Below are 25,697 nucleotides of genomic sequence, written 5' to 3' on the forward strand. Positions count from 1 at the left end.
TTACTCACCACCGAGCGCACGGCGTACGCTCTCGCCGACGGCCGCGGTTACCGCGCCGTAGCCGATGTAGAGCGCAATCGATTCTCCGAGGACGGCGCCGATGAGGAGGACGGCCCGTGCCGTATCGGGTGCGACGTCGATCATCGGCCGACTCCCACCCCGCCGGATAGTCGTGTGAACTTCATACTATTCTGCATACCATCAGTAGTCGGCGAGAGCATATTAACGCTTTTGGGAATATCGCACAATTCTGTCTGGTGGCTCAGTCGGCGCCAGCCGTCGTGGCGTCGGGCGCCGTCGACCGACTCCGCCAGCGACCCTGCAGGTACGCGCCGAGGAACATGCCGCCGATGGCCCAGAGGATGGCGACGTTGCCGACGCCGAGACTGGCGTAGGCGGCCCCGGGACAGACGCCCGAGAGTCCCCAGCCGACGCCGAAGATGGCGCCGCCGACGAGGACGTTGCGGTCGAACGGTTTCAGGCGTCGCTCGAACCGGTCGCCGGTGAGCGGCGCGCGGCCGAGCAGTCGCGGACCGAGGGCGTACGCGAGGCCGGTGACGGCCGCACCGCCGAACATGACGAAGAGGAGGCCGAAGTCCTCGAACTGGAGGAAGTTCAGCACGACTTCGGGTCGCGCCATGTGGCTGTACGCGAGGCCGAACCCGAACACCAGCCCACCGACGAGGACCAGCGGCATGAACAGCGGATGACGATCCGCCATTACGGCGTCACCCCCAGTGCCGCGACCAGTTGTGCCGTGCCGATGGCGACGAGCAAGAACGTGACGACGCCGGCGATGGACGTACGCGACGCCGAGCCGACGCCACAGATGCCGTGGCCCGACGTACAGCCCTTGCCGATACGAGTGCCGATACCGACGAAGACGCCGCCGAGCAGGAGTCGCCACCATCCCACGTCGGTCGACCACGGCCCACCCTGGAAGACGACGGCGTAGACGCCGGCACCGAGGACGATGCCGAGCGTGAAGACGAGACGCCAGTCGCGCGAGGCGACGTACCGCTGGAACCGAGAGACCCCGGAGACGTACGACAGCGTCGATTCGAGGAACGTGCTCGCGCCGGCGCTGATGCCGGTGCCGAGGTAGATGACGGCGGCGCCGAGACCGACGAGGAGGCCGCCGATGGCGTACCGGGCGACCCCGTTCGGGAAGAGGTCGGCCACCAGCGTCAGCGAGACGGGATCACCCGGCATCAGTCACCGGCGAGCGAGCCCTGACTCGCCGCGCAGTTGTTGGGGCCGAGTTCGAGTTCGAAGGCGTCCTCGTCGTCCACGTCGTTCCGACCGAGGTTCGTGGCGATGATCTCCTCGTAGTTCGCCGGTCGCGGGGGCATATCCGAGAGGATCAGGTCGACGAATTCGTCCGCGTCCATCGTGAGCGCGTCCATCCGTTCCACGAGGTCGCCGAGCGGCGCGGTGTAGGTGCCGTCGTCCGCAGGAACGGCGGCGTCGCTGGCGTGCGACCCGCCGACGAGCGTGTCGTCGGGGAGCGTGAGCACCCGCTCCTGCAGCGACTCGTAGAGCATCCGCGCGGCGTCGGGCGCGCCGTCGGCCCCGTCTTCGAGGTCCGGCCGGGCGACGCTCTCGACGAAGAGGCCGTCACCGGTGGCGAGGAACGACTCGTCGACGAGATACGAGGTCATGCCCGTCGTGTGGCCGGGCGTGTAGACGGCCTCGATGGTCGCGTCGCCGACCGGGAACTGGTCGCCGTCGTCGGCGAGCGTCACCGCGTCGGTGTAGGTCACACCGCGGTCGGCGGCCGGGGCAGGAAGAACGCCCTCGACACCCGCGTCGGCGAGTTCGCGCACGCCCGAGATGTGATCCGCGTGGATGTGCGTATCGAGGGCGTAGACGAGGTCCGCCCCCTGCGCCGCGGCGTCGTCGAGGTAGCGGTCGGTGAAGGCGCGAAGCGGGTCGATCACCGCGGCCTCGTCGCCGTCGACGAGGAGGTACCCGAGACAACCCGAGGACGGGCGCTGGTACTGCCAGAGGGTGCCGGCACCGTCGTAGCCGGTCACTTCGACGGCCTCGTAGATGCGCGCCCAGGCGTTCATCCCGCCGTCGAGGTTGTCGACGTCGTAGCCGCGTTCGGCGAGTTTGCCGCCGACGAACTGGCTGGCGCCGCCCTTCGCACAGACGATCGTGACCGGGCGGTCGTCGGGAATCCGATCGAGCGTCTCGTCGTCGACCTCGTCCTCGAGGAACTCGAAGTACGGGACGTTGATCGACTCGACGTTCTCGCCCTCGATGTGCCACTTGTCGTACTCCGACGCCATGCGCACGTCGAGAAGCGTGATCGCCTCGCCGTTCTCGATGCGCCGGTACAGCGCCTCCGGGTCGACGGTCTCCACGTCGATGTCCAGAGTCGGGAAGTCTTCAGGATCCATGTGTCACCCCAACCTACCCGAGCGACGCACATAAATGTTTGTATAGTAATTCCCACTATACACAATACTACCAATCCAGAACAGCCGTATCACCGCCTCAAAACGCGCATCTACACTGCATCATAAACCACCAGTTAGAGTGTTTCACAAGAACCGCTATTCTTTTAACCTCGGGGAGGGTATTGTGCGTTAGCTCCAATACATACCACGGAGTAGATCACCATGAACACCGAATTCGATATCGCGGAGACGCTCGACGTGAAGGGTGCATCGTGTCCGATGCCAGTCATCAAGACGAGCGAGGCGGTCGGCGACCTCGACGTGGGTGACGTGCTCGAAGTGCTGGCGACGGACGCCGGCAGTATGAGCGACATCGACGGCTGGGCTTCGAGCACCGACGGCGTCGAACTACTCGAGCAGGTCGACGGGGGCGACGTGTACAAACACTACCTGCGGAAGACGGGCGAATGAGCACCGACAGCGCACCGACGGCGGGCGACGGGCCCACGCGCGAGGACCTGCAGGAACAGGTCGAGACGTTGCGCGACCGGGTCGAGAGCCTCGAAGCCGCAGCCGACGACGACGGCCCGAAGAAGATGACGATCGTCGCGACACAGGGGTCGTTCGACATGGCGTACCCGCCCCTGATCCTCGCGAGTACGGCCGCCGCGTTCGGCTGGGACGTAGTCGTCTTCTACACGTTCTGGGGGCTCGACGTCCTCCACGAGAAGAAGTCGCGGAAGCTGAAGCTGTCGGCGGTCGGCAATCCGAACATGCCGATGCCGAACGCCCTCGCGGCGCTTCCCGGGATGGACCGACTGGCGACCCGGATGATGGAGAAGCGGATCGCCGACAACGGCACGGCGACCATCGAGGAGCTGATCGACGTGTCGCTCGATCAGGGCGTCGACCTGCAGGCCTGTCAGATGACGATGGATCTGATGGAGTACGACGCGGACGACTTCTACGACGGCGTCACCGCCGGCGTCGGCGCCGCGACGGCGCTCCAGCACATGGCCGACTCGGACGTGCAGTTGCTCGTCTAACGGGGACGGCCGATATCGTCGCAGAGAGGGCTTCTGAGTCGGAAATACAACGCGGTGAGAATACCCGGCAGACACAAACGTCTACGGCTTTCGAGTGAGGTTGTGACGAGTTACTGGACTACTTCGGTCGACGTCGAGCGCCCGACTGCGACCGACGGATGAACACGCGACAGCTCTTCCTGCTCGGGCTGGTCGCCGTCGCCGTCGTCCTTTCCGGCTCCATCCTCGTCGGGTTTCAACTCTACAAGGGAACGGTCGCGGACCGCCACGAGTCGGAGGTGAGCCACACGGCCGATCAGGTGCGATCGGAACTGGACGCTCGACTCGCTGGGCATCGACAGACCGTCGAACTCTGGACGACGACACCGGCCGTGGCACGGCACGGTAGCGCCAGCCAACGGGCCGCGCTGGTCTCCTTCGTCGACGAGACGGCGTTCGCCGGCGCGTCCGTCATCGCCGCGAACGGGACGATGACGGCCATCGCCGCCGGCCTCCCCGCCGAGCGTCGCCGGAATCTGACCGGGCAGGATTTCAGCGAACGGACGTACCACCAGCGGGCGATGCAGGGCGAGACGTACGTGAGCGCGCCCGTCGAAGCTGAATCGGGCAACTACGTCATCACGATCAGCGCGCCGATCCGACGGGGTGGGCGGATCGTCGGCACGCTCAACGGGGCGTTCCACCTCTCCGACGGCGTGATCTTCGAGTCGATTGCGGCGTCGGTCGGGGAGAGGAAGGGCGTGACCATCCGCGCCAACGACGGGACCGTCATCTACCACAGCGCGCCGACGCCGGAGACGGACCTCACCGTCGCGAACGCGACGCTACGGGAGACCGGGTGGTCGGTGAGCATCCGCGAGAGTCGGTCGGTGATCCGGCCGACCATCCAGCGGACGACGACCCTCCAGTTCGGCAGTCTCATCGTCGTGCTCTGCTCTATCGGTGCGGTGGGCTGGTGGAACTACCGGCGGAACCTCCAGCAGATCGACCCGCTCCTCGACGGCTTCGACGCGCTCGAAGCCCACGAATACGGAACGACCATCGACGTCGGCGGCGCGCCGGAGTGGGAGCGGATCGGCGAGAAGTTCAACGAACTGAGTCACACCCTGGAGCAGTATCTCACCCGGATCGAGCGTCGAGAACGGGCGCTACGGCGGTTCAGCCGGGCGGTCGAAGCCGCCGGCAACGCCGTCTTCATCACCGACACGGACGGCACTATCGAGTACGTCAACCCCGCGTTCTCGGAGATCACGGGATACGACCGGTTGGACGCCGTCGGTGAGACGCCGAACCTCCTCGACTCCGGCGAGATGCCCGACGAGTACTTCGAGGAACTGTGGGCGACGATCCGCGCCGGCGAGGGCTGGGAGGAAGAGATCGTCAACCGGCGGGCGAACGGCGACCTGTATCACGCCAAACAGACCATCGCACCGATCACCGAGGGCGACGGCGACGAAATCGAGGGGTTCGTCGCCGTCCAGATCGACATCACCGAGCGCAAGGAGCGCGAGCGACATCTCCAGGTGCTCGGGCGCGTTCTGCGGCACAACCTCCGCAACGAGATGAGCGTGATTCAGGGACGCGCGCAAGCGATCCGCGCCGAGGCGAACGAGGCGGTCGCCGCGGACGCCGACCGGATCGTCGAGCGGTGCGAACGGCTCCTGAAACTCGGCGATCAGGAGCGGAAGATCGTCGACATCCTCGTCGAGAATCCGGAGCGGACGGCACTCCCGGTCGACACCCTCCTCGGTCGCCCGGTCGCGACAGTTCGGGACGCCCACCCGGAGGCGACGATCACGGTCGACGGTCCCGATATCGACGTGATCGCGATGCCACAGATGGAGACGGCGATGAAGGAACTCCTCACGAACGCGGTCGTCCACAGCGACCAGTCGACACCCGAGGTCACCGTCACCGTGCGCGTCGACGACGGCCGAGTTCGGATCGAGGTGGCCGACGACGGCCCGCGAATCCCCGAGATGGAGCGGCGGATACTCGTTCGAGGGCAAGAGATCGAGCCCCTGTTTCACGGCAGCGGCCTCGGCCTGTGGCTGGTCTACTGGATCGTCACTCGCTCGGGCGGGACGCTGACCTTCCACGAGAACGAGCCCCGTGGCAATCGCATCCGGATCGAGTTACCGGTGGCCGATACTGGAGACAAAGGTATTAGCTCCGACAACTCGTCGCGTGAGACATGAAGGATGCCGCTCAGTCACTCATCGGCGGTATCGGAGACGAACTACAGGACGGGAGCTGAACACGTCCGATTATCGGAAACGATCACCTCGGGCGCACGTTTAAGTTAGCGCCTCGCATAGCGCCGACGAACGATGTCAGGGGACGCCGCGTCGGGGACCGATGGGACGTTCGACGGCCTCCGCCGACGGCTCGTCCGAACCTACGAGATGCTCCGGGGATCGACCCTCGACGTGCGCCCGTTCCGACCGGGCGAGGACGGCCCACTCGCCTCGTTCGACCTTCCGTCGGGGCACGAGGAACTCGATCGTTACTGGGTGAACGCCCCCTTCGCGTACGTCGTCATCACGCACGACCTCGAGGAGAGCAAGAACCGCTATCACGCCGTCGAACCGGATCTGAACCCGTTCGAGGCGACGCTCCGCGACCGGGTGCTGGCGGACATCCGTGACCCCTTGCTCTACCGGGACGACGACGACGGGGCGGCCGACGAGTCGGTCCTCTCGACCGAACTCGAATCGCTGCTCGAGGAGTACGGCGTCGACGTGGACATGCACACCTTCCACAAACTCCTCTACTATCTGCTCCGGGGCTTTCGCGGGTTCGGCCGGATCGACCCCCTGATGCACGACCCACACATCGAGGACGTGTCGTGTGACGGCTACGACCTCCCCATCTTCGTCTACCACGACGAGTACACGGATATTGAAACGAACATCATCTTCGAGGACCCGGAAGAACTCGACAACTACGTCGTCCGGTTGGCCCAGCAGTCGGGTCGGCACATCAGCGTCGGTGACCCCGTCGTCGGGACGACCCTGCCCGACGGCTCCCGGATCGAACTCGCCCTCGGCGAGGAGGTGACACCACGCGGGTCGGCCTTCACCATCCGCCAGTACGCCGACGAACCCTTCACCCCCATCGACCTCATCGACTACGGCACGTTCAACGTCGAGCAGATGGCGTACCTGTGGCTCGCCATCGAACACAACAAGTCTCTCATCTTCGCGGGCGGGACGGCCTCCGGGAAGACCACCTCGATGAACGCCGTGTCGATGTTCATCCCGCCGCGGTCGAAAGTCCTCTCCATCGAGGACACCCGCGAACTCTCGCTGTACCACGACAACTGGCTCTCCAGTGTCACGCGCGAACGCCTCCACGAGGGCGCCGACATCGACATGTACGACCTGTTGCGGTCGGCGCTCCGTCACCGGCCGGAGTACATCATCGTCGGCGAGGTGCGCGGCGACGAGGCCGTCACCCTGTTCCAGGCGATGAACACCGGCCACACCACGTTCTCGACGATGCACGCCGACAGCATCGAGACGGTGATCAACCGGCTCGAGAACGAACCGATCAACGTGCCGCGGGCGATGATCCAGTCGCTCGACCTCCTCTCGATCCAGCGGCTCACCCGCCTCGACGGCGAACGGGTGCGCCGGTCGAGCGCGATCAGCGAGGTCGGCGGCATCGACCAGCGGACGGGTGAACTCGACTACTCCAACGCCTTCACCTGGGACGCCGACACCGACACCTTCGACAAGCAGGACAGCTCCCTCCTCGACGAGATTCAGGACGACCGCGGCTGGACGCGCACCGAACTGCTGGAGGAACTCCGGAACCGGCGGCGATTCCTGACGGCCTTGCAGGACCGCGGCATCACCGATTACCGACAGTTCACCGCCCTCGTCAACGAGTACTACGCCGATCCGGAGCGCGTCCTCGAACGCATCGAGTACGTTGACGACGGAGCCGGACCGTGATCGGACCCCTGCTACCCCTCCTGCTGGTGGTCGTCCTCGCGCTCCCGATACTCCTCATCCCGGTCAGCCGCCGCGCGAACCTGCTCGTCTCGCGGCTGGCCGTCCCCATCTTCGGCGACTACGTCGTCGGGAGCTCCCGACGAGACTGGCAACAGGAGCGCCTGCGAGCGACCCACATCGGCACGACCCACCGCGTGTTCGCCTCGCGGACGCTGCTGATCAGCGGCCTCTCGGGCGTCATCGGCGCCATCCTCGGCGTCTACGTGGCGACGTGGCTGGTCGATCTCTTCTCTATCAGCCGGGCGTCGATCCTCGAAGTCGTCCCCCCGGCGCTCTCCTTTCTCGCTGGACTCACCCGCCTGCAGGATCTGACGCTGCTCGGCCTGTTCGTCCTCTTCCTCTTTTTCGGCGCGACCGTGGGGACGACTCTCGCACTCGGCGTCTACTGGGCGCGGTGGACGTATCTCGACCAGTTGGCGAACGCTCGCGCGAGCGAAATCGAGGCGACGCTCCCGCGGACGATCGCGTTCGTCTACGCGCTCTCCCGGAGTGGCATGCCGTTCCCGAAGGTGCTGGATACGCTCGCCCGCAACGAGGACATCTACGGGGAAGCGGCCCGGGAGGTCGGGGTCGCCGTCCGCGACATGGACACGTTCTCGACGGACATCCTGACCGCGATCCGGCGGACCGCCGATCGGACGCCCAGCGACGGGCTGGCGGAGTTCTCCGACAACCTCGCGAGCGTCCTCGGGAGCGGACGCAACCTCTCCTCGTTCCTCCGCGACCAGTACGAGCGCTATCAGGAGGAAGCGGAGGCCCAGCAGGAGCAGTATCTCGAACTCGTCTCGACGCTCGCGGAGGTGTACGTCACCGTCCTCGTCGCCGGCCCGCTCTTTTTCATCACCGTCCTCGTCGTCATCGGGCTCGTCATCGAGGACACGATCACCATCGTCCGGATCGTCGGCTACCTCGGCATCCCGCTCGCCAGTGCCGGGTTCGTCGTCTACATCGACAGCTTGACTCAGAGCGATACGGCGCTGACGGACGTCAGCCGCGACGCCGCGAGCGCGCTCGACGTAGCCGGCCGAAGCGGGGGCGACGACGACGGCCACTCGACGGCCGTCGCCCGGTCTGACGGCGGCACGGTCATCGGCGCCGGCACCGATGCCTCGTGGCGACGGAACGCCGAGCGTCTCGCCGCCTACGACCGCCTGCGGGAACTCCGCCGGTGGATGCGGGAACCGCTCCGGAGCGTCCTCGAACGGCCGTGGATCAGCTTCGTCGTCACCGTCCCACTCGGTGTGGGGTGGGCGCTCTACCGATCCGTCCCGATCCCACTCGGCCCGTCGGCGCTCCAGACGCTCGACGCTCCGACTATCGAAGCCACCATCTTCGTCATGACCGTCTTCGCCGTCCTGCACGAGGTGCACAAACGGCGCGTGCGCGCCATCGAACGGGCGGTGCCCGACTTCCTCGACCGTCTGGCGAGCGTCAACGAGGCGGGCATGAGCGTCGTCGAGAGCCTCCGACGAGTGGCCGACACCGACCTCGGCGGACTGGAAGGGGAAGTAGACCGCATCTCGAAGGACGTGCGCTGGGGAGCGGACGTGAGCACCGCACTCCGGCGGTTCGCCGCGCGGACGCGCGTCCGGATGGTCGCGCAGGCAGTCACGTTGATCACCAACGCCATGAGTGCGAGCGGCGACATCGCACCCGTTCTCCGCATCGCCGCCGACGAAGCCCAAGAGACCCGGCGCCTCCGACGGCAGCGCCGACAGGAGATGCTCACCTACATCCTCGTCATCTACATCTCCGTGTTCGTCTTCCTCGGCATCATCGCCGCGCTGACCGTGGCGTTCATCCCCGCGGTGCAAGACGCCGGCGGGACGGCAGCCACCGGGAGTACACCCGATGTCGGTACGGGTATCACGGGCGCGTTCACCGGCAGCGAAGTGAACACCGACGCGTACGAACTCCTCTTCTTCCACCTCTCGACCGTGCAGGCCGTCTGTTCCGGCCTCATCGCCGGGCAACTCGCGGAAGGGGGCATCGCCGACGGCGTCAAGCACGCCACCGGGCTACTCGTCCTCACCTACCTCGTGTTCGCGCTCGCGTTGCTTTGATATCCGTCCCCGGCGACGGTCGACCATGGACCGCCCGGCCCCGCACCACACCTACGACCACATCGCGGACCACTTCGCCGCGACGCGGGAGTATCCGTGGCCCGAAATCGAGTCGTTCGTCGACGGCGTCGACCGGGTCGGGCTCGCCCTCGACGTGGGCTGTGGAAACGGCCGCCACGCCGAGGTACTCGCAGCGCATGCCGACCGCGTCGTCGCCCTCGACGCGAGTCGCGGCCTCCTGCGGACGGCGCGGCGCCGGGAGCGCGACCACGGGTTCGACGCCGACCTCGTGCAGGGCGACGCCGCTGCGCTCCCTCTCCGGAACGACTGCGTCGGCCTCGCGGTGTACGTCGCGACCCTTCATCACCTCCGTCCGCGGGCGAGGCGGGTCGCCAGCCTCGACGAACTCGCGCGCGTCCTCGAACCCGGTGGTCGGGCGCTCGTCAGCGCCTGGAGTACCGTTCACGACCGCTTCGACGCCGACGAGGGGTTCGACACGACCGTCGACTGGACGCTCCCCGGCGGCGAGACGGTCCCCCGGTACTACCACATCTACGACCCCGTGGAGTTCGACCGCGACCTCGCGGCGAGCGCACTCGCCGTCCACGAATCGTTCGAATCGAGCGGCAACTGTTACGCGGTGGTCGGGCCGGCCCGGTCTGGATCGAACGCCGCACAGACGTAGTACACTTAACCGGACGGGACCGTTACTCCGCACCGATGACCGACAGCGACCCCACGACGTACGACGTCGCCGTCGTCGGCGGCGGGCCGGCCGGCCTGACCGCCGCGCTCTACACGACCCGTCTCGGCCTCGACACCGTCGTCGTCAACCGCGGCGGCGGCCGCGCCGCGATGATGCAGGAGACGCACAACGTTATCGGAATCACCGAGGACGTGTCGGGCGCGGAGTTCCTGCAGACCGCACAGGAACAGGTGCAGGCCTACGGCGCCGACTACCGCCGCGGGTTCGTGAGCGATATCGACGAGGCGGACGACGGCTTCCGTCTCACCGTCGACGACGGGCACGCCCTCTCCGCCCGGCGGGTCGTCCTCGCGACGGGGTTCAGCGACGAGAGACCCGACCCGCCGCTCCCGCCGACCGGCCGCGGCCTCCACTACTGTCTCCACTGTGACGCCTACATGTTCGTCGACGAACCCGTCTACGTGATGGGCCACGGCGACAGCGCCGCCTACGTCGCCATGATCATGCTCAACTTCACCGACGAGGTGGACCTCCTCCTCCGCGGCGACGACCCCTCGTGGAGCGACGAGACCGACCGCATGCTCCGCGCCCACCCCATCGACGTGATCGATGCGGAGATCACGGGCATGAACCGCGGTCCCGACGGCTGGCTGGAGAGTTTCGAGTTCGAGGACGGCACCACCCGGGAGTACCGTGGCGGCTTCCCCATGTACGGCTCCGACTACAACAACGACCTCGCGGCCGGCCTCGGCTGTGACCGCAACGACGACGGCACCGTCGTCGTCGACGACCACGGCCGCACCAGCGTCGACGGCGTCTACGCCGTCGGCGACCTCGTTCCCGGCCACAACCAGATCCCCGTCGCGATGGGACAGGGAGCGAAAGCCGGCATCGCCATCCACATGGATCTGCGGGCGTTCCCGCGGAGCGTCGAGGAGATAGAGGAACAGGGGCCGGTCGACCCCGCCGAGGTGCCCGCCATGTCCGAGTCACTCCGGGAGACGGCGCGGGCGTTCCGGGAACAGGCGGCTGAGTCGGCGGCAGACGACTGAGTGTCGGGACTCGGCGATAACCGAACATCGCACGGCGGCGCACGCCAAACGTAACTGCCTTATCCCACGACCCTGAAGCCACTCGTGCGCGCCGGTGGTCTAGTGGTAGGACCTGAGCCTTCCAAGCTCATGGCCCGGGTTCAAATCCCGGCCGGCGCAGTTGGTCGCGTTAAGTTAGAGGATGAGGCGTTCGAGTTCTGAGTGTCTATGGCAGAATCCGAACGCCTCAGCAAGTGTATCGAGTGGATCGACTTGTCGTTTGTGGAGCGAGATCGGACTCCCGAGTGGGCGATTCAAGTGGGCATCCGGCGTCATCTCGCAGATATGTCAACGAGGGATGCCAGTCAGTTTCTCGATGAGTTGGGAGTCCAACGCAGTCACATCGCGGCTCACAACTGGGTTCACAAGGCCGAGCTACAGCCGGTTTCGACGGTGAGTGCGGATCAGCTTGCGGTCGACGAGAAAGTGATCCGCATCAACGGCGACGACTACTGGCTGTACGGTGCCGTCGATCCCCAAACGAACGAAATCCTCCATTTCAGGCTGTTTCCAGCGACAACGAAACAGACGACGCGATGGTTTCTGACCGAACTTCATCGACGATATCGGCTAGATGGCGTCGAATTTCTCGTCGATGACGCCGATTACTTGGTGAACGTCCTCGACGAAGACGGGTACCGATTCCAGATGATTTCACACGGGAATCGGAATGCCATCGAACGTGTCTTTTGGGAGATAGAACGACGAACCTCATCGTTCGCAACTAGTTTCAGCCATGTCGAACCGCAGACAGCAGAATCGTGGCTCAAAGCCCTCGCCGTCCGGCACAACTCACGCCAAAGTTAACGCGACCCCTCGGACAGAGTGTAAATCGGCCATTGACCGTCTCCTGATGTTTTGTCTAACGCGTATCATCCGTCAGGAGTATCGAGCCTATCCCGAGTGTAAGTGGCGATCACGAGGCGCCTATTCGAACGAATGGACACCCCTCATCAAGAGTGTAAACGGCGGACGTCGGTTGATTCACCACACCCCTCGTCAAGAGTGTATATCACTCGATCGTTCCAGACAGTCCGAGCGATCGAGACCACACCCCTGATCCAGAGTGTAACTCCTGTCGAATTAAGTATCAATTTTCACTAGATTAGAAGTTGAAAGAAGCGTCGGACGCATGGCAGACACCCCTCGTCCAGAGTGAAAACCAGTCGCGATAGATTGCCTTCTCGATCGAATCAAGCGAATCGTCGAAGTCAGTCTCCTCCACCACCCCCAGTCAAGAGTGAACTGCGATGAAATTCACGAGAGACTGAACGAGATCTCGCAGTAAGGTCACTGGTCGTTATACCTGACCGATGAACGGGAGGCGCGCAAAGTCTGCTCACTCCCTCTTGAGTATCCAGCTGTCACGGTGCTTCCGACAGAGATCACGAGAGTTGGCTCCGTTGACGGTGGAAATGAACTCCTGAAATCTCGGGACATACGTCGAACCAGTGAGAGTTCTCGAGATCCCTCACAGAGAATGGACGACTCTTGCGGTACCCACACACCCCTCGTCCAGAGTGTAACGCCACAGCGATACACGAGGAGGTGCGGAGAAAGTGCCCGACGAAAGACGGAGACGAGACAGAAACCACGGGACTGGAGAGCGATCAACCCACGAAGCACCTCTCCACAAGGATGGTAGTCGCTCCAACCTACCACTTTACTTAGTGTTGTCTAGAAGTTTTATTACTTCCCTCTGCTAACTGTTCTCCAAGTGCATTTAGCACGAGGGAGGACGAAGACGGCATTCGTCCGGTCGATCGTGAACCGCTGCTCGTGATGGTTGGTTCTTTCCTCCCGTCCTCAACCGTGTTGGCGGCTCTATCCGTGCTTTTCTTCTCTCTGCCATCTCGTGGACCTCTGTTTCGTGTGCACGTACCTCCTCCCTCTCACTCTGTTTTCACTCTGGACGAGGGGTGTGTGTGGCCTCTCTCGACTCCCCCGACAAAGGACTCACCGACCATGGATTCTCACTCGTTCATTTTGGATTCACCGGAGCGATGTACTCGTTTTTCCAAGAATCGCCCTCTCGCCATTGCCAGTAGAAGTACCGGTACGATTTATCGGTGGTTTCCTTCGTCGTCTTCACCGTGATGTACGCACCACTCGTCGGGACGTCTTCGTAGTCCTCTGGATCCGTCGAGATCTCGCGCTCGTCCAGCTCCTCGAGTTCTTCCTCATCGACCTCGTCCTCGGCTCGTCGACGTTCGAGTTCTTCCTCCCGCTGTCGATGTTTCCATTCCGCCAAATCAGCCGCGTACGCCGCGACTGCTTCCAACCGTTCCGGGGATTGGTTCTCGAGTGGTTCGCGAAGATACTTCGGCAACTCAGGTGCGGGCGGTTTCTCCGGGACGTCTTCGGTCATAGTTACCCCACGAACGGCGTGTCACATCAATTTGTGGGGTAACTCCAAGATTCGACGACGTACACTCCCCGTTATCGATGTGTAAACTACGCCGTTACTCCGTGTTCCGGCTGATTCCTCGATTTTCGGTCTTCGGCAAACGTGGGTGAACTCCCGAATCGGCAATAACACTCGTTGAGCTAACCGAGGATATCGCTTGGCGTGAACAACGAGAGGTCGTCTCGTTCAGTAGCGGTACTGCGGAGCCCGTCGGAGAACCCCGAGCGACAGAAACAGCAGTAGTGATACGTCAGCTCTTCACCGCCATCCGGCGACCACTGGATCTCTCTTGCCGTCCGCTCGAGATCGGCGAGATCGCTTTCAGTTATCTCTTGTTCGTGTACTTGCACTCGCCGGCGACGAGCGTCCCGTCGCTTCCGAGTCCGACGACGTCGAGTTCGTGATTGCGATGCCACCAGTAGCCGATCCCCTGGTACTGACGATTATCTAAATCACGATTTTGTTAATCGTGATTTTACTCTTGTCTGTACCGATTGCAACTTCTGCGGCATCGAGATTCGATACAGCGATACTCAGTCAGTTCAAGTGATTCGTCTTTCGGCGAAACGCTTACCACCGAATTGGATAGTTCGTCTATCATGGGCGACACGGATTCGTGGGCAGGAGATCTCGATACCGTTCGCGAGCGACTCAAGGTTGTCACCCAGGAGACGCGATTTTCGCTCGTCCAGGACATCCTCGGGCATCCGTCGGGGCTACCGACGCTGAAGGAGTTGGACTACGCCAATCCGAGTCGGAGTCAAACGACGATCCGCCAGCATCTGCAACACCTCGTCGACGCGGGTATCGTCGAGAAAGTCGAACTCTCCGAGGAGCGCCGGCAGAACGATCTGCCGTACACGTTCTACGGGATCAGCGAGGAGGGGCGTCGATTCCTCGAGGAGCACAGGCTCCTGCGTGCCGAGGAGACGCTCCGAGCGATCTACGACCGGGTCGAGAAGACCGCTGAGATCGAGCGCTACGAGTCAGCCCCGCGTCCTGCGCGATGAGTGATTCAGCGATATAGCGTTGATGATATCTGAAGTTACCCCACGAATTGGATTCTATCTCGCGTGGGGTAACTCCTCTCTGTTACTGAGGAGCGAAGCTACCGTTCACAGTGAGGATCATGTCGCTTGGTTGTCCATCAACCCAAATGACCGCCTCTGCTGAGATATTGATCCTGATGTCACCAGGATTGATGATGTCTCTTGGGTCATACATTCGGTAACGTATTTGTTAGTCGCCACTTACTCTTCACCCATCTCGGATGGCTGTCTTGGACGACCTCTCTGGATTCGAGTTTGAGGATTTGATGGAAGACGTGTTCCGCAACCTCGGCTACGAGAATGTCCGCCAGGCTGAACGAACGGCTGACGAGGGTCGAGACATACTGATGGAGGAGGTCGTCGACGGCACCCGTCGAACGGTTGTCGTCGAGTGCAAGCACACGGGAACCGTCGGGCGCCCGGTCGTCCAGAAGCTCCACTCGGCCATCGCCACATTCGATTTCGACGGTCCCAAACGCGGGATGGTCGTCACAACCGGCCGGTTCACGGGGCCTGCCGAGGAGTACGCTGCACGCCTCCAGCAGAACGACGATCCCTATCCCATCGAACTGATCGATGGCGAAGATCTCCGGGAAATAGCGGACGAAATCGGTCTTGACCTCTACAACGGTCGGATCGAGATCCTCTGTAACGAAACACTCCGTCCGTACGATCCAGCAGTAGACGTCGACGCGCCCGTTCAGGAGGCGTTCCGCGACATCGAAAACATCGAGCCCGCCGATCTTCCGGCGCCGCACTCGCAGGTGACCTTTCGGCCGGTGGTCGCGATCACCGCCGACACGAACGCTGTCTTCGAGACGTCGGTGGGCGTCATCCACCGGATCAACGACCGCACACAGTTCGTCGTCCACGCTGAACGCGGACATCCACGGGTGGCCGACGACGACATCGCGACACTGGTGACCGAGAACTTCCACGCGACGGTTGACCTCGATGCCGATCGATTCGAAGACGTGTTCGACGAGATTTCGGAGCGTCGGTTCGGCCAAACCCAAACGGAGTACAAGGAGTGGGCTGTCGACCGCCTTCGGGACTACCACACGACGACGGTAACCTACACTGGCGACAACAACGTCACGTACAACAAAACGTGTGAGCCGAATCTCTCGGACATCTCAGTGCACTCGATTGAGCCGGTGTATCTACCTGAGGTTCGCCATACAACCGAGATACAGGAGTACACCTACCTCTCCGAATACTACGCGGCGGGACCATCGCGAGTGACGACCGAGGATGGAATTCATCGCTGCGTCCACTGCGAGACGAGCGGTGTCGACGAGACGTACACCTACTGTCCGAACTGCGGGGCGGTTGCCTGTGGTAGCCACATCAAGACCGAACGGCTGGAAGGGGAGCCGGTCTGTACGGGCTGTGCGGTCACGGAGCGGTTCGCGCTGAAGACGAAGTACTTCTACGATGAGGAGAATCTCGAGGCGTTCCGCGAGGAGTACGCCGCGATGCCGATTCACGAGAAGGCGATGGAGAACAAGCTCCTCGCTGGAGGCGGCTTGATCACGATGGTGCTGGTCATCCTCGCTCTCCTCGTGCTGGGCGGTCTGGTCTGAGTCGGCGTGTTCTCATGTTGCTCCGCGCCGGTACTATGATCCACTCTTTCCATCAAGTAGTAGAGTCAACGACAATCGCTCGTCACGGATCGGTCACGACGTGTCGCACACACGTTGTTCTCGTGAACCGGCTCCACCGAGAGTCAGCGCGATGTGCCACAGAGCGTGACGATATACGACCCCTCGAACTTGCGGACGTCATTGAGCGTTCCAAAAGTAGTCGACAGAGTTACTCGCATGACTGCTCGCCCGCCTTTCCCCGGAGTTCGACCGCTGCACGCTCGAAGTGTTCCGCGAGGAACGGCGTTCCCGATGTCGCCCGCTCGTCGAGGAATTTGACAGCGTTAGTGACCGCATCAGCGTCGCGTTCCGTGGCGACGACACAGTCGACGTACCCGTCGAGTGCCCGACTGAAGGCACTCGAGAAGTGATCGTACGCACCGTCGACGCGCTCCATGTTGTCGTCGAGCGACTCGACGAGTGCCCGGTAGACGGTCGCCGCTGACGCGTACTGCCCCTGCTCGCGGTACTCGTTCGCGAGGTTGAACCACTGCGTGAAGTCGATAGGCTCGAAGACGACGTCGTATTCTGGGTTCCGCTCCTCGAACCGCCGGTCGATCGAGGTGCGAAGTTCGTCGACCGACCGCCTTGTCGATGCACCGACTCTGGCGAGAAATCGGTCGCGGAGATCCGCATCGGTCACGAGCTCTTCACGCAGGAACGCGCGGAGTTCGTCGACATCGGTACCGTTGAGTGCGGCGTCGAGTCGAGCGCCTTCGTCCGGGGGACGGTCGTCCACACATCGAAGCAACACGGCGACGACGTGCTTGCACGTTCCCGGCCCGTCGTACGGACAGTCGCACCGCGGGGCAAACTCGTCGGCGGCGAGGTCGACACGGACATCGTACTGACGACTGCCGCTCACGACTGCGGTGACGGTGGTGTCGACGCGGTGAATCTCGCGGATACGGCCCTCCGCGAGGTAGCGTTCACCGCGTTCGAAGACCGCGTCCGTGCAGACGCCCCGAACCGTGTCCTCGGTTACGTCCATGTGTGTGGATAGAGTTCCGGCGTGAGCGGATAAAACCGATACGTCGATGTCGCTTTCGCTCCGGATCGGAACATGTTCCTCTGAGAGACCCTACGAAACTATCGCCGTACCGCAGCAACAACACTCGGGCGCGACGGGATACCGCTGCTGCCCGGTCTCGAAGGGTGGATTCCTTCTGTACTCTGGTGGTCGTCTTCCTTACTATACTTTCGACGACGCTCCTACCAAGCAGAGGTGGTTAAGCAACGCACCGTTCTGAACGGCTATTCAATCCGTCTGAGTCAACTACCCCACCCTACTTCGCTCAGTCTGACGACTTCGCTCGTGGAGGGTGGGGCTTGTCCGTGTCCTCGGCCTCGAACCCGTCCGGGTGGGCGGTAAATCCGCCACTCGGCGTCACCGTTCCAGACTTCAGGGCAAGCTGACTGTTGCCCGTCCGCCGAGACGACTGTTGGCCTCGACGGACATAGCGCATCCCGATGTTTTTCGCCGCGTTGTAGTCTGCATTCGCTTCCGACTCGCACTTCTGACAGCAGAAATCGTTTCGAGTCGGGCGATTCTCGTCGGCTGTGAAGCCACACTCTGCGCACCGCGTGGACGTGTACGCCGAGCCCACCTGCTTCACCGAAATCCCTTCCGCTTCGGCTTTGTACTCCACCTGCTCGTACAGTGTTCGGAACGCCCACTTGTGGCCCCACGACCCACCCGTGCGGTCGCGGATGTGGGTCAGATCCTCGAACGCGATCACATCGCACTCGTATCGGAGTGCTTCGTCTACGATGGCGTTCGACGCCCGGTGGAGTACGTCGCGGATGTACCGAAGTTCGCGCCCACTCGACTGTTCCAGCGTTCGGTGGGCGCTTCGGGTCCCGGTCTGCTGGAGTCCGGCGCGTACCTTCTCGAACTCGTGGAGGTCGTGGGCCAACTCCCGCCCGCTAAAGAAGTAGGCAGTGCTGGTGACAGCGAGGTTTTCGATACCGAGGTCAATCCCGAGGACCGTTCCGTCCTCGGCGGTGTTCCGTTCGGCATCGGTCTTGTGTCGGCGGAAACCGATGTGCAAAAAGTAGTCCCCATCACGGGCGGTGAGCGTGCTTTCTGTGGGACTCCACTCGTCGGAGTCAAGATACTGCCGTTGGTAGCCGTCATCGTCGTCGGGCAGAGCAAGGTCACACCGGACGCGGCTCGCTGTGGTGGAAAGCGACACCGTACCGTCGTCAAAAAGCGTCATCGTCCGGGTGTCGTACTTCACCGTGGGTGCGGTGAACGTCGGTTTGCTGACCTTCTTGCCTTTCGAGCGGCGTTCGATACAGCCGGTGATGGCTTGTGCGGCTTGGTGGGTGGCGAGAATCGCGTGCTGACTCCCGAGGTCAGTTTGCTCACGCACGTCGTCGTAGGCGAGGGGTTGTACATCGCTCTTGGCGTTGCACTTGCCCCACGCTATGTCGGTGGCGATCTGGCACCCACGCTTCCACTCGGAGATGGTTTCTTCGAGGAGGTCGCGCTGCTCTCCATCTACCGAGAGTCGGGTGATTGCCGTCCGACGCACGTAGTCGTCTGCCACAGTTTCAATGTAGTACTGTGGCTACTTACAAACAGGTGTTTGTGACAGATACGAACCCGCTTCTCCCCTCCCTGCTCGCTCCCTTCGGTCGTTCCTTGAGGAAGGGGAATCCGCGCTACCGCTTCAGTTGAATACGACATTCAGAACGACGTGACGTACCACGAGATCGAGTGGCTTGATGAGTATCGGCGCCTGTTCATGTCGTCTCTCGAGTAGTTCGACTCGCAGATTGAATTGTCTCTCCGAAATACGTTTGTACAAACGCCTCACCATTTGACGACCCACACTGAAGCGTTCAGAGTTTGTATTCCACTTTCACCGATATACTTATAACTATATCGGTGGAATTGGAATTTATGAGGGGAGCGGAGCTACGAGTTATCGACTGTTTGCGGGATCAGTCCTACTCGGTTGGCGAATTAGCCGATGCAATCGATAAAAGTCAGAGCTGGACGTCAGAGGTCGTTGGCGACCTCGAAAACGCCCATCTTGTAGACCGAACTGACGGCGTCCAATTGGCCACCACATACGAAGCATCACTGCTTGCCGAGCTCCTCGACCGCTACGCACTCGAGAACGTGCTGATAGGGACGAAAGAGGACATTTTGGGTGCGCTGCTCGGCGGTCCGAAGACGATTTCGGAGTTACAAACGAAGGGCTTCGCCAAGTCCACGCTCTACAAGCATTTGAACGAGATCCAGGAGACCGGTGCGATCGCACACACGGACGACGGGTATGCTATCACCGATGACACGCTTCGGTCGTTCCTCGAAGCTAGAACCCGAACGACACCGTTCGAAACCGAATACCGCGCGAACGGCGACCGACTGGTCGCGACGAGCAAGGACACTGTCGATGGGACGCCGACTGCGTTCTCGGCGTTCACTCGCTACGGTGTTGATTATCACCCAGCGAAGACCTACGTCTATCAAGGTGATCGGTCGCTGGGACTCGAAGAGGTTCTGATCCATGCGGTGACCGTCGCTGAGAACAAGAAACAGATGGCGATGGCTGGCGTGTTCTATCTGACGCACCGCGCGACCCTCGACGCCAGCGACCTGTGGCGGCTCGCAAACAGGTGGGAGTGCGTCGAGAAATGGGCAGATCTCTTTGCATACATCGACCAGCGGGAGGTCCACCACGATGAGCTCTTTCTCCCGTGGGAGGAATTCATCGATCTCGCGAACGACTATGGGGTCTATCCGCGCGGCCAACATCCGGAAGATAGCCTTCGACGGGGGCTCGAAGAGCTTGGCGACCACCTGGAGACGCCTGTCGACGTGTATCTTCTCGGAGGCGGCAACCTCATTCTGCGTGGGTTGAAAGATTCGACGAAGGACGTCGACATCGTCGTTGAGGACGGACAGACGTTCTTTGCAATCGCCGAATCGCTCCAGGACCTGGGATACGAGGAGCGTAGTGACTTGGAAGCGGCATACAACCAGCTTGATCCCAGTATTGTGGTGGAGAAGGAAGGGTTTCCACGCTGGGATATTTTCGTGGAGGCGGTCGCCGGCCAGCTCCAGTTGACGCCGGCGATGATCGAGCGGTGCGACCAATCATTCGAGTACGGCAATCTTCACGTACATCTGCTCTCGCTGACCGACATCTTCGTGTTCAAATCGATTACGGAACGCGAAGGAGATCTCGAAGATGCCGCACTGATCGCCAGACAAGCCGACCTCGACTGGGAGAGCATCTTCCAGGAGATCAAGACCCAGGAAGATCGTACTGGCCAATTATTCTCGTTTGCTGTGCTCGATACGCTCGATGTCCTCGACGAGCGACACAATATTGTCTCCCCAATCACGGACCGGCTCGTCTCGTACTGTCTTGAGAACGCGTTGCTCGTCTCACTTGATGCCCCGAAAACCATCGAAGATCTCCGAGAAGAGCTGGATTTCCCCGATCACCAGATCTACAACAAGCTCCGGAAACTCGAAGAGGAAGGACAGCTCACCGTCGATCGTAGCGGTCGGCTCAATACGTACCAGCGAGCTGAATCAACTGACCGGTAACGCTACACCACGAGTATACTCCATGGGTGAGTCGACGACATATGGATCTGAAGGAGACCGTCGATTATCTCGCCGAAAAACTCGATCTGGAGCGGAGCGACTCCGTCCGTGAAGTCGGTCAGTCCGTGGTGATCTCCGGGACTAATGACAGACTATCGCTCCCTATTCTCTGACAATCTCTTCTAATCCGGACGGGGCGCATTCTCGTACTTGACCATCTTCTCGGGTTTGTCGGAGATGGTGTCGTAGATCTGCTGGAGCGTCTCCTCGGCGGCGAGCAGGTTGTGCGTCTTCAGGAATTTCCGACCCTCGTCGGTCAGACCGTAGAACTTCCAGGGATAGTCCTGTCGGCGCTGGTCATCGTCTAGGGCGACTTCCTTGACGATGCCGGCGTTGATGAGCTTCTGGATGTGCTTGTAGACGGTGGCATCGCTCACACTAGGGTTGAGTTCTTCGAGTTCGTACATCGATGGGAGTTGTTGGGGATGGGCGAGAATATCGTTGAGAAGTGAAAACCGGGTCTGCTGTGTAATGAAGTGGACGAGTTCGCGTGGTGTCGTGTCGTCATCATCGCCCAAACTGCGCCCATATCTATGTATTCGACTGAGAGTAGCAAAGTAGTTCACCCTAGAGTAAACTACAGAGACTGCTCACTCTATTCGATGCGTTGCTCGATTCGCGTACTACCCCTCGGCGACGACCTTCTTTCGGAGCGAGTCGAGGCCCTCGCTGCCGGACACAGTGATTCCCTCGGCGAGGATCTCGCGACGTTTTGACCCAGCCTGAGTACGCTCTCGGTGAATTCGACATACGGCTCGAACGCGAATCGGTCGCCGCCGAAGCGGCCGGAACAGTTCGTGGACGACGGCCTCTCGTGGAATGGTCACGCGTCGAGGCGTTGGAGCAATTGCGTGACGTAGGGACTATTCTCCCAGCTACGATGCGGGCTGATCGTCGTAATCAGTGTGTTCGCTTCTTCCGTGGTCAGATACCCGTTCCGGGCGTAGTCGACGATCAGCCGCGGTGTCGGGACGATCCGCGGGCCCTGCAGCACAGCGTGAATCAGCGGGAAGTTCGTTCCGCCGAACTCGTCGGTGAGAAACCCGTCCACGGCGAGCGCATTCGCGAGGACGATGCCATCGGTTTCGCCGTCGTCGAGGCCGAACGTGGGCCGGGAGTCTGGCGTCTCGTCGCGCTCGTATGGATCCTCGACCGTGTAGTGGCTGCGGGCTGCGAGGACGTTGTTCGCAGCTGCGCCGTGGATGTCCTGATACTGCGTGATGTCGCGGAGTTCTGTAACGACTTCCGGAGGTACGAACACCTCACACGAGGTGAGGAGATACTGGAACGGATCTGGGGTGGCGGTATCGACGGCCGCGTCGGCTCGGGGAACGCCGAGACCGACGAGTGCGCTGGTGTCGGCAACGACCGTTCGCAGTCGCCGGCCGCTCATCGCTCATCGTCGGCTGCGGGCTCGACTGTCGTCGCGTCGCCATCGTAGACGTCGACGTCGTCGGGGGCAGCGATATCGAGTGGCTCATCCTCGAGATCTGCTTTGAGAAGCCGGAGCCGCTGGGCAGTCTCGGCGCCGACCAACTGCTTGACCGTCTCGAACTCGAGCTGGTCGTCGTAGTACTTGGTCGCGACGAGTTCCTGGAACGTCTCACTATCGGCGGTATCTTCGATGTACTCGCGAATCGCCTCGACAAGCAAATCCGTCCGATCCTTGTCGAAGAGCTCCGCGATCGCATCCAACCGGTCGACGAGGTACTCCGGCGACTGGAAGTGCACTCGTCGCGGATCGTCGCTCGCACTCATTCTATGTGCAAGTTCTGCACATAGGTGCATAACGGTTTCGGCGACTGCACAGAGCTTGCACATCAAAGCACTTGGAACAGGACTCGCTCACGCCAGTCTCAGCAGTTTTCCTGGGCGTTCAGTTCGTCGAGAAACCAACTGGCTGCCGTTGCGATCCGAACGCCGTCGACGTTACGCAATTCGAGGTCATTCGTGGCGGTCCGGAACGGTTCGTTGTCGACGAGGGTGCGGTGGATGACAGGGGTGCCGCACGCGGGGCAATCCATAGTCGTCCCAAGGGGTGCCTGTCTGTTGAAGATAGTGAAGCAATGAGACCGTTACACACGGTAACCGGATAGTGTCGGGTACAAGGGTATCTAGTGGTAACTGAGAACGGGAGACGACAGCCTCCGTGTTAGGGCTCTTCAAGCAACGAGCACGTCCCCGACTCGTCGAACGATGGCAGGCGCGGCGGCCGCGAAGCGGTTCGCAACGGCGTACTGCGCGTAGAGGTAGCGTCCGGGCGAAGAGACGGTGTCTTCGCGGATGTCTCTATCGGCGTTCCGAATCGGATTGCGAGCGTAGACGGCGAGACGGCGTGCAAGAAGCGCAGGTGATGTGTCGAGAAGGGCGCGGAGCTCCTCAACGGCGGCGGTACGTTCCGCCTCGATCGGATCGATCGATTCGGGGACACTGTATGCACCGTCCGAAATGATATCCATCGCGTCAGCGAGGGCACGATCCGCGGCGAGTGCCCGCATCGCGGAGACGATGGCGAGTGTGTCTCGGCCGTCGTCGTGGTCCTCAACAGCCATTTTCGCGCCGCTCCATCGACTACGCGCGAGTTCTTCGAGCAGTTTCGCGGCTACGGTGTTCTCGATATTGCGCTCGACTCCGCTCATCAGCGCCTCGCGGTCGGGGGCGTCCACGTGCGAATCGATGTCCGAGACGAGGGTGTCCGCGACGCGCGAGAACCGATTCCCGTAGTCGCGCTGGTCGTTGAGCGTCGCCACATAGTGCTCCCGAAGACGGCGGGCGTCTGCGGTGTACGCGCGACCCCACTCGATGTTCTGTGCGAGTTCGGCAACGTGCAGAACGGTGTTCTCGTACTCGTGGCGTCGGTTTGCTTCGGTGAGTCGGATGCCGGTGCGACCCCAACCCACGATGCGAGCGTGTTCGGTGAGTGCGCCTACTGGGTCGTCGGACGGGCCAACGTATCGGTAGTCGTCGAGGAACGCCCCGGCGTCGTGATGATGGCGGTCGCGACGTGCGGCGATATCCGCCGCGGTGAGGTCGCCGTCGAACGCGGCGAGACCGGCGTGGACGAACATCGCCTCCGAGCGCGGATACGTCAGACCGGCGAGTGCATCGATGCGCGTGGATTCATCGTCGTTCTGGGCGAGGGCTGCGCGGGCCGAATCGCGTTCGCGAGCGAGGCGATGGCGGACGACTCCGTTCGGAACCTCTGAGATCTCCGTGTCCGGGTCTTCGAGGAGCGAATGGACACGCTCGCGGGCGGAGGTGAGGTGCGCTGACGTTGGCTGGACGGGGATTGCGGCGGCCATTCGCGGTAGATCACTGGGGAGTGTCGCGAGCGCCGACTCGTCGTACTCGACGGTCTCCTCACTCGACAGGGGATTCAGCTCACTACAGCCCGCGAGCGTGCCAATGAATGCAGTACCGGTGGCGGCGAGCAGCGAGCGACGGGTGTGTCGACTCACGCCGACTCACTCCCGTTGCGGTAGCGTTCGGGAATCGGATCGCAGCTACCGCCACTCCCGAGGGAGAAGCCGCCGTACTCGCTGCTGGGGAACGGAAGGCGAACGAACGCGGCGACGTGGTCACGCGCACGGCGCTCGCAGGCGGTGTGAGCGTCTCGGATCACTTGACAGAAGTCGACGTCCGGGTCGCCGTCGGGGTCTCTGGTGACGTAATTCAGCTTCAGCCGGTAGCACTCGCCGATCCGCGTCTGGTAGACGAGCACTGATTCGCTCGCGTACGCCGTCTCCGAGATGAGTCGGCGGACGGCCGCGACGTTCGTGGCGCCGTCCGCGAACTCGAACCCCGACGCACCGCTTTCGCTCTCGATCGTGTGAATGGAGAGCGGTTCGGGCGTCGCCGACGTCTCCTCTGCATTCCCCGCGTCACCGGTATCTTCGCGTGGCGCGACGACGGGTGGGCGCTCGCCAGTCGAGCGTGTCATCGCAGCGGTATAGTCGGTGACGAGCGTCCCGCCGTCGGGCGTTGCGCTGTCCGTTTCGGAGGCGTTACAGCCAGCGAACGTGGTGGCGACACTGGTACCCACGCTGGCGAGGAGGGCACGTCTGGAGGGCGTGAGGTCCATCGCGATTCGGCGATAGCCGCGGAGCGACAAGAAGGCTGGCGGTCAGTTCTCGATGTCGGACGACATGCCGGGTTTGGGTGTCTCGACCTTGGTGTCCGTCGCCCGGATCGTGGCTATTCACTCCAGAGAGTCGCGATCCGATCTTCGATCTCGTTGAGCACGAATGCCACTACGTCACGATGGTCGACCGGCCACGTGGTGTCCTCGCCGGGCGTCGCGGCTGTGGGTGGTGGGTGGAAGTGGTCGCGCGTATTGTGGGGATTCGGGTGCCGGTCCCACCGGCACTCCCAAGCGTGGTCTGCGTGTTCCTCTCGATAGTGGAGCTTGAAATCGTCGTTCGTGTACCAGCGAACTGACAGCCGCGCGTCGTCGACGCTCGCCGGATAGTAGGCCGGTGTAAAGACGACGGTGAGCTCGAGGTGACCGCTCGCATCCGTGATGGTCGCTTGAGAGACTTGCCTCGTGGCCTGAATCCGTGTCTGGATGAACTCGAGGATGGGGCGGTCGATGGGAGCGGGACTCCCGCCATCACCTGTCGGTGGTACCATCGAGCA

At 62.3% G+C, this 25,697-nt stretch carries 26 protein-coding genes, 1 tRNA gene and 1 pseudogene; 13 read left to right on the forward strand and 15 right to left on the reverse strand.

The window, feature by feature from the left end; genetic code table 11:
• The 4 genes from DU502_RS18315 to DU502_RS11220 all read right to left on the reverse strand — a co-directional run bounded on the left by DU502_RS18315 (position 1) and on the right by DU502_RS11220 (position 2,405).
• Positions 1 to 144, reverse strand: coding sequence for a DUF7512 family protein (locus DU502_RS18315; RefSeq protein ID WP_166033671.1), 144 nt, complete (start codon positions 142 to 144; stop codon positions 1 to 3).
• A gap of 118 nt (positions 145 to 262) precedes the next feature.
• A complete protein-coding gene (locus DU502_RS11210; RefSeq protein WP_121919440.1) occupies positions 263 to 721 on the reverse strand; it encodes a YeeE/YedE family protein in 459 nt (152 codons plus the stop codon).
• Entirely contained in the window at positions 721 to 1,212 is a 492-nt protein-coding gene (locus DU502_RS11215) for a YeeE/YedE family protein (protein ID WP_121919441.1), read from the reverse strand. The genes DU502_RS11210 and DU502_RS11215 overlap by 1 nt, the downstream gene beginning before the upstream one ends.
• The gene (locus DU502_RS11220; protein ID WP_121919442.1) at positions 1,212 to 2,405 is read right to left on the reverse strand and encodes an MBL fold metallo-hydrolase; all 1,194 of its coding nucleotides are present in this window, start codon (positions 2,403 to 2,405) and stop codon (positions 1,212 to 1,214) included. Before DU502_RS11220 ends, DU502_RS11215 begins: the two co-directional genes overlap by 1 nt.
• A gap of 222 nt (positions 2,406 to 2,627) precedes the next feature.
• Between DU502_RS11220 and DU502_RS11225 the strand changes: the two genes are divergently transcribed.
• The 9 genes from DU502_RS11225 to DU502_RS11265 all read left to right on the forward strand — a co-directional run bounded on the left by DU502_RS11225 (position 2,628) and on the right by DU502_RS11265 (position 12,137).
• Positions 2,628 to 2,876 carry a sulfurtransferase TusA family protein gene (locus tag DU502_RS11225; protein ID WP_121919443.1) on the forward strand — a complete coding sequence of 83 codons (249 nt, stop codon included), beginning with the start codon at positions 2,628 to 2,630 and terminating at the stop codon, positions 2,874 to 2,876.
• On the forward strand, positions 2,873 to 3,451 hold the full coding sequence (locus DU502_RS11230; protein WP_121919444.1) for a DsrE/DsrF/DrsH-like family protein: 579 nt from the start codon (positions 2,873 to 2,875) through the stop codon (positions 3,449 to 3,451). Before DU502_RS11225 ends, DU502_RS11230 begins: the two co-directional genes overlap by 4 nt.
• Before the next feature lie 158 nt (positions 3,452 to 3,609).
• Positions 3,610 to 5,649 carry a PAS domain S-box protein gene (locus tag DU502_RS11235; RefSeq protein WP_121919445.1) on the forward strand — a complete coding sequence of 680 codons (2,040 nt, stop codon included), beginning with the start codon at positions 3,610 to 3,612 and terminating at the stop codon, positions 5,647 to 5,649.
• 132 nt (positions 5,650 to 5,781) lie between these two features.
• Entirely contained in the window at positions 5,782 to 7,410 is a 1,629-nt protein-coding gene (locus tag DU502_RS11240) for a type II/IV secretion system ATPase subunit (protein WP_121919446.1), read from the forward strand.
• Complete coding sequence (locus DU502_RS11245) at positions 7,407 to 9,533, forward strand: type II secretion system F family protein (RefSeq protein ID WP_121919447.1); 2,127 nt, start codon at positions 7,407 to 7,409, stop codon at positions 9,531 to 9,533. The genes DU502_RS11240 and DU502_RS11245 overlap by 4 nt, the downstream gene beginning before the upstream one ends.
• Before the next feature lie 25 nt (positions 9,534 to 9,558).
• Positions 9,559 to 10,218 carry a class I SAM-dependent methyltransferase gene (locus DU502_RS11250; protein ID WP_121919448.1) on the forward strand — a complete coding sequence of 220 codons (660 nt, stop codon included), beginning with the start codon at positions 9,559 to 9,561 and terminating at the stop codon, positions 10,216 to 10,218.
• Between the two features lie 35 nt (positions 10,219 to 10,253).
• Positions 10,254 to 11,291 (forward strand): NAD(P)/FAD-dependent oxidoreductase, encoded by a 1,038-nt coding sequence (locus DU502_RS11255; protein WP_121919449.1) that lies wholly within the window; start codon positions 10,254 to 10,256, stop codon positions 11,289 to 11,291.
• A gap of 88 nt (positions 11,292 to 11,379) precedes the next feature.
• Positions 11,380 to 11,450: transfer RNA gene (locus DU502_RS11260), tRNA-Gly, on the forward strand.
• Positions 11,451 to 11,498: 48 nt separating this feature from the next.
• The gene (locus DU502_RS11265) at positions 11,499 to 12,137 is read left to right on the forward strand and encodes an IS6 family transposase (protein WP_124897062.1); all 639 of its coding nucleotides are present in this window, start codon (positions 11,499 to 11,501) and stop codon (positions 12,135 to 12,137) included.
• Positions 12,138 to 13,311: 1,174 nt separating this feature from the next.
• Here the strand turns inward: DU502_RS11265 and DU502_RS11270 are convergent.
• Together DU502_RS11270 and DU502_RS11275 are read right to left on the reverse strand one after the other, a co-directional pair.
• Positions 13,312 to 13,698: a hypothetical protein gene (locus DU502_RS11270; RefSeq protein WP_121921852.1), complete on the reverse strand. Its 387-nt coding sequence runs from the start codon at positions 13,696 to 13,698 to the stop codon at positions 13,312 to 13,314.
• A gap of 179 nt (positions 13,699 to 13,877) precedes the next feature.
• Positions 13,878 to 14,179 (reverse strand): annotated as a pseudogene (locus DU502_RS11275) (DUF234 domain-containing protein); the annotation flags it as partial.
• Positions 14,180 to 14,336: 157 nt separating this feature from the next.
• Between DU502_RS11275 and DU502_RS11280 the strand changes: the two are divergent.
• On the forward strand, positions 14,337 to 14,747 hold the full coding sequence (locus tag DU502_RS11280; RefSeq protein WP_121921853.1) for a helix-turn-helix domain-containing protein: 411 nt from the start codon (positions 14,337 to 14,339) through the stop codon (positions 14,745 to 14,747).
• Between the two features lie 260 nt (positions 14,748 to 15,007).
• Positions 15,008 to 16,372, forward strand: a complete 1,365-nt coding sequence (locus DU502_RS11285) for a restriction endonuclease (protein WP_121921854.1) — start codon at positions 15,008 to 15,010, stop codon at positions 16,370 to 16,372.
• Between the two features lie 229 nt (positions 16,373 to 16,601).
• On the opposite strand, the gene DU502_RS11290 is transcribed toward DU502_RS11285, so the two are convergent.
• Together DU502_RS11290 and DU502_RS11295 are read right to left on the reverse strand one after the other, a co-directional pair.
• Positions 16,602 to 17,423, reverse strand: a complete 822-nt coding sequence (locus tag DU502_RS11290; RefSeq protein ID WP_121921855.1) for an SWIM zinc finger family protein — start codon at positions 17,421 to 17,423, stop codon at positions 16,602 to 16,604.
• 304 nt (positions 17,424 to 17,727) lie between these two features.
• Positions 17,728 to 18,984: an RNA-guided endonuclease InsQ/TnpB family protein gene (locus tag DU502_RS11295; RefSeq protein ID WP_121921856.1), complete on the reverse strand. Its 1,257-nt coding sequence runs from the start codon at positions 18,982 to 18,984 to the stop codon at positions 17,728 to 17,730.
• Positions 18,985 to 19,340: 356 nt separating this feature from the next.
• Here DU502_RS11295 and DU502_RS11300 point away from each other — a divergent pair, with 356 nt between their 5' ends.
• Positions 19,341 to 21,002, forward strand: a complete 1,662-nt coding sequence (locus DU502_RS11300) for a helix-turn-helix transcriptional regulator (RefSeq protein ID WP_121921857.1) — start codon at positions 19,341 to 19,343, stop codon at positions 21,000 to 21,002.
• Positions 21,003 to 21,043: 41 nt separating this feature from the next.
• Positions 21,044 to 21,175: a hypothetical protein gene (locus tag DU502_RS18870; RefSeq protein ID WP_277872154.1), complete on the forward strand. Its 132-nt coding sequence runs from the start codon at positions 21,044 to 21,046 to the stop codon at positions 21,173 to 21,175.
• A 9-nt stretch (positions 21,176 to 21,184) separates the two neighbouring features.
• Here DU502_RS18870 and DU502_RS11305 read toward each other — a convergent pair whose 3' ends face one another.
• The 7 genes from DU502_RS11305 to DU502_RS11335 all read right to left on the reverse strand — a co-directional run bounded on the left by DU502_RS11305 (position 21,185) and on the right by DU502_RS11335 (position 25,691).
• Positions 21,185 to 21,580 (reverse strand): MarR family transcriptional regulator, encoded by a 396-nt coding sequence (locus tag DU502_RS11305; protein WP_121921858.1) that lies wholly within the window; start codon positions 21,578 to 21,580, stop codon positions 21,185 to 21,187.
• A 305-nt stretch (positions 21,581 to 21,885) separates the two neighbouring features.
• Positions 21,886 to 22,455 (reverse strand): hypothetical protein, encoded by a 570-nt coding sequence (locus DU502_RS11315; RefSeq protein WP_121921859.1) that lies wholly within the window; start codon positions 22,453 to 22,455, stop codon positions 21,886 to 21,888.
• Complete coding sequence (locus DU502_RS11320) at positions 22,452 to 22,820, reverse strand: ribbon-helix-helix domain-containing protein (RefSeq protein ID WP_121921860.1); 369 nt, start codon at positions 22,818 to 22,820, stop codon at positions 22,452 to 22,454. The genes DU502_RS11315 and DU502_RS11320 overlap by 4 nt, the downstream gene beginning before the upstream one ends.
• Before the next feature lie 98 nt (positions 22,821 to 22,918).
• Positions 22,919 to 23,086: a hypothetical protein gene (locus DU502_RS18320; protein WP_158601204.1), complete on the reverse strand. Its 168-nt coding sequence runs from the start codon at positions 23,084 to 23,086 to the stop codon at positions 22,919 to 22,921.
• A 138-nt stretch (positions 23,087 to 23,224) separates the two neighbouring features.
• Positions 23,225 to 24,520 (reverse strand): hypothetical protein, encoded by a 1,296-nt coding sequence (locus DU502_RS11325; RefSeq protein ID WP_121921861.1) that lies wholly within the window; start codon positions 24,518 to 24,520, stop codon positions 23,225 to 23,227.
• A complete protein-coding gene (locus DU502_RS11330; RefSeq protein ID WP_121921862.1) occupies positions 24,517 to 25,143 on the reverse strand; it encodes a hypothetical protein in 627 nt (208 codons plus the stop codon). Before DU502_RS11330 ends, DU502_RS11325 begins: the two co-directional genes overlap by 4 nt.
• 113 nt (positions 25,144 to 25,256) lie before the next feature.
• On the reverse strand, positions 25,257 to 25,691 hold the full coding sequence (locus DU502_RS11335; protein WP_121921863.1) for a hypothetical protein: 435 nt from the start codon (positions 25,689 to 25,691) through the stop codon (positions 25,257 to 25,259).
• Positions 25,692 to 25,697 lie beyond the last annotated feature (6 nt).

Origin of the sequence: Haloplanus aerogenes, from assembly GCF_003856835.1 — an archaeon.
GTDB lineage: Archaea > Halobacteriota > Halobacteria > Halobacteriales > Haloferacaceae > Haloplanus > Haloplanus aerogenes.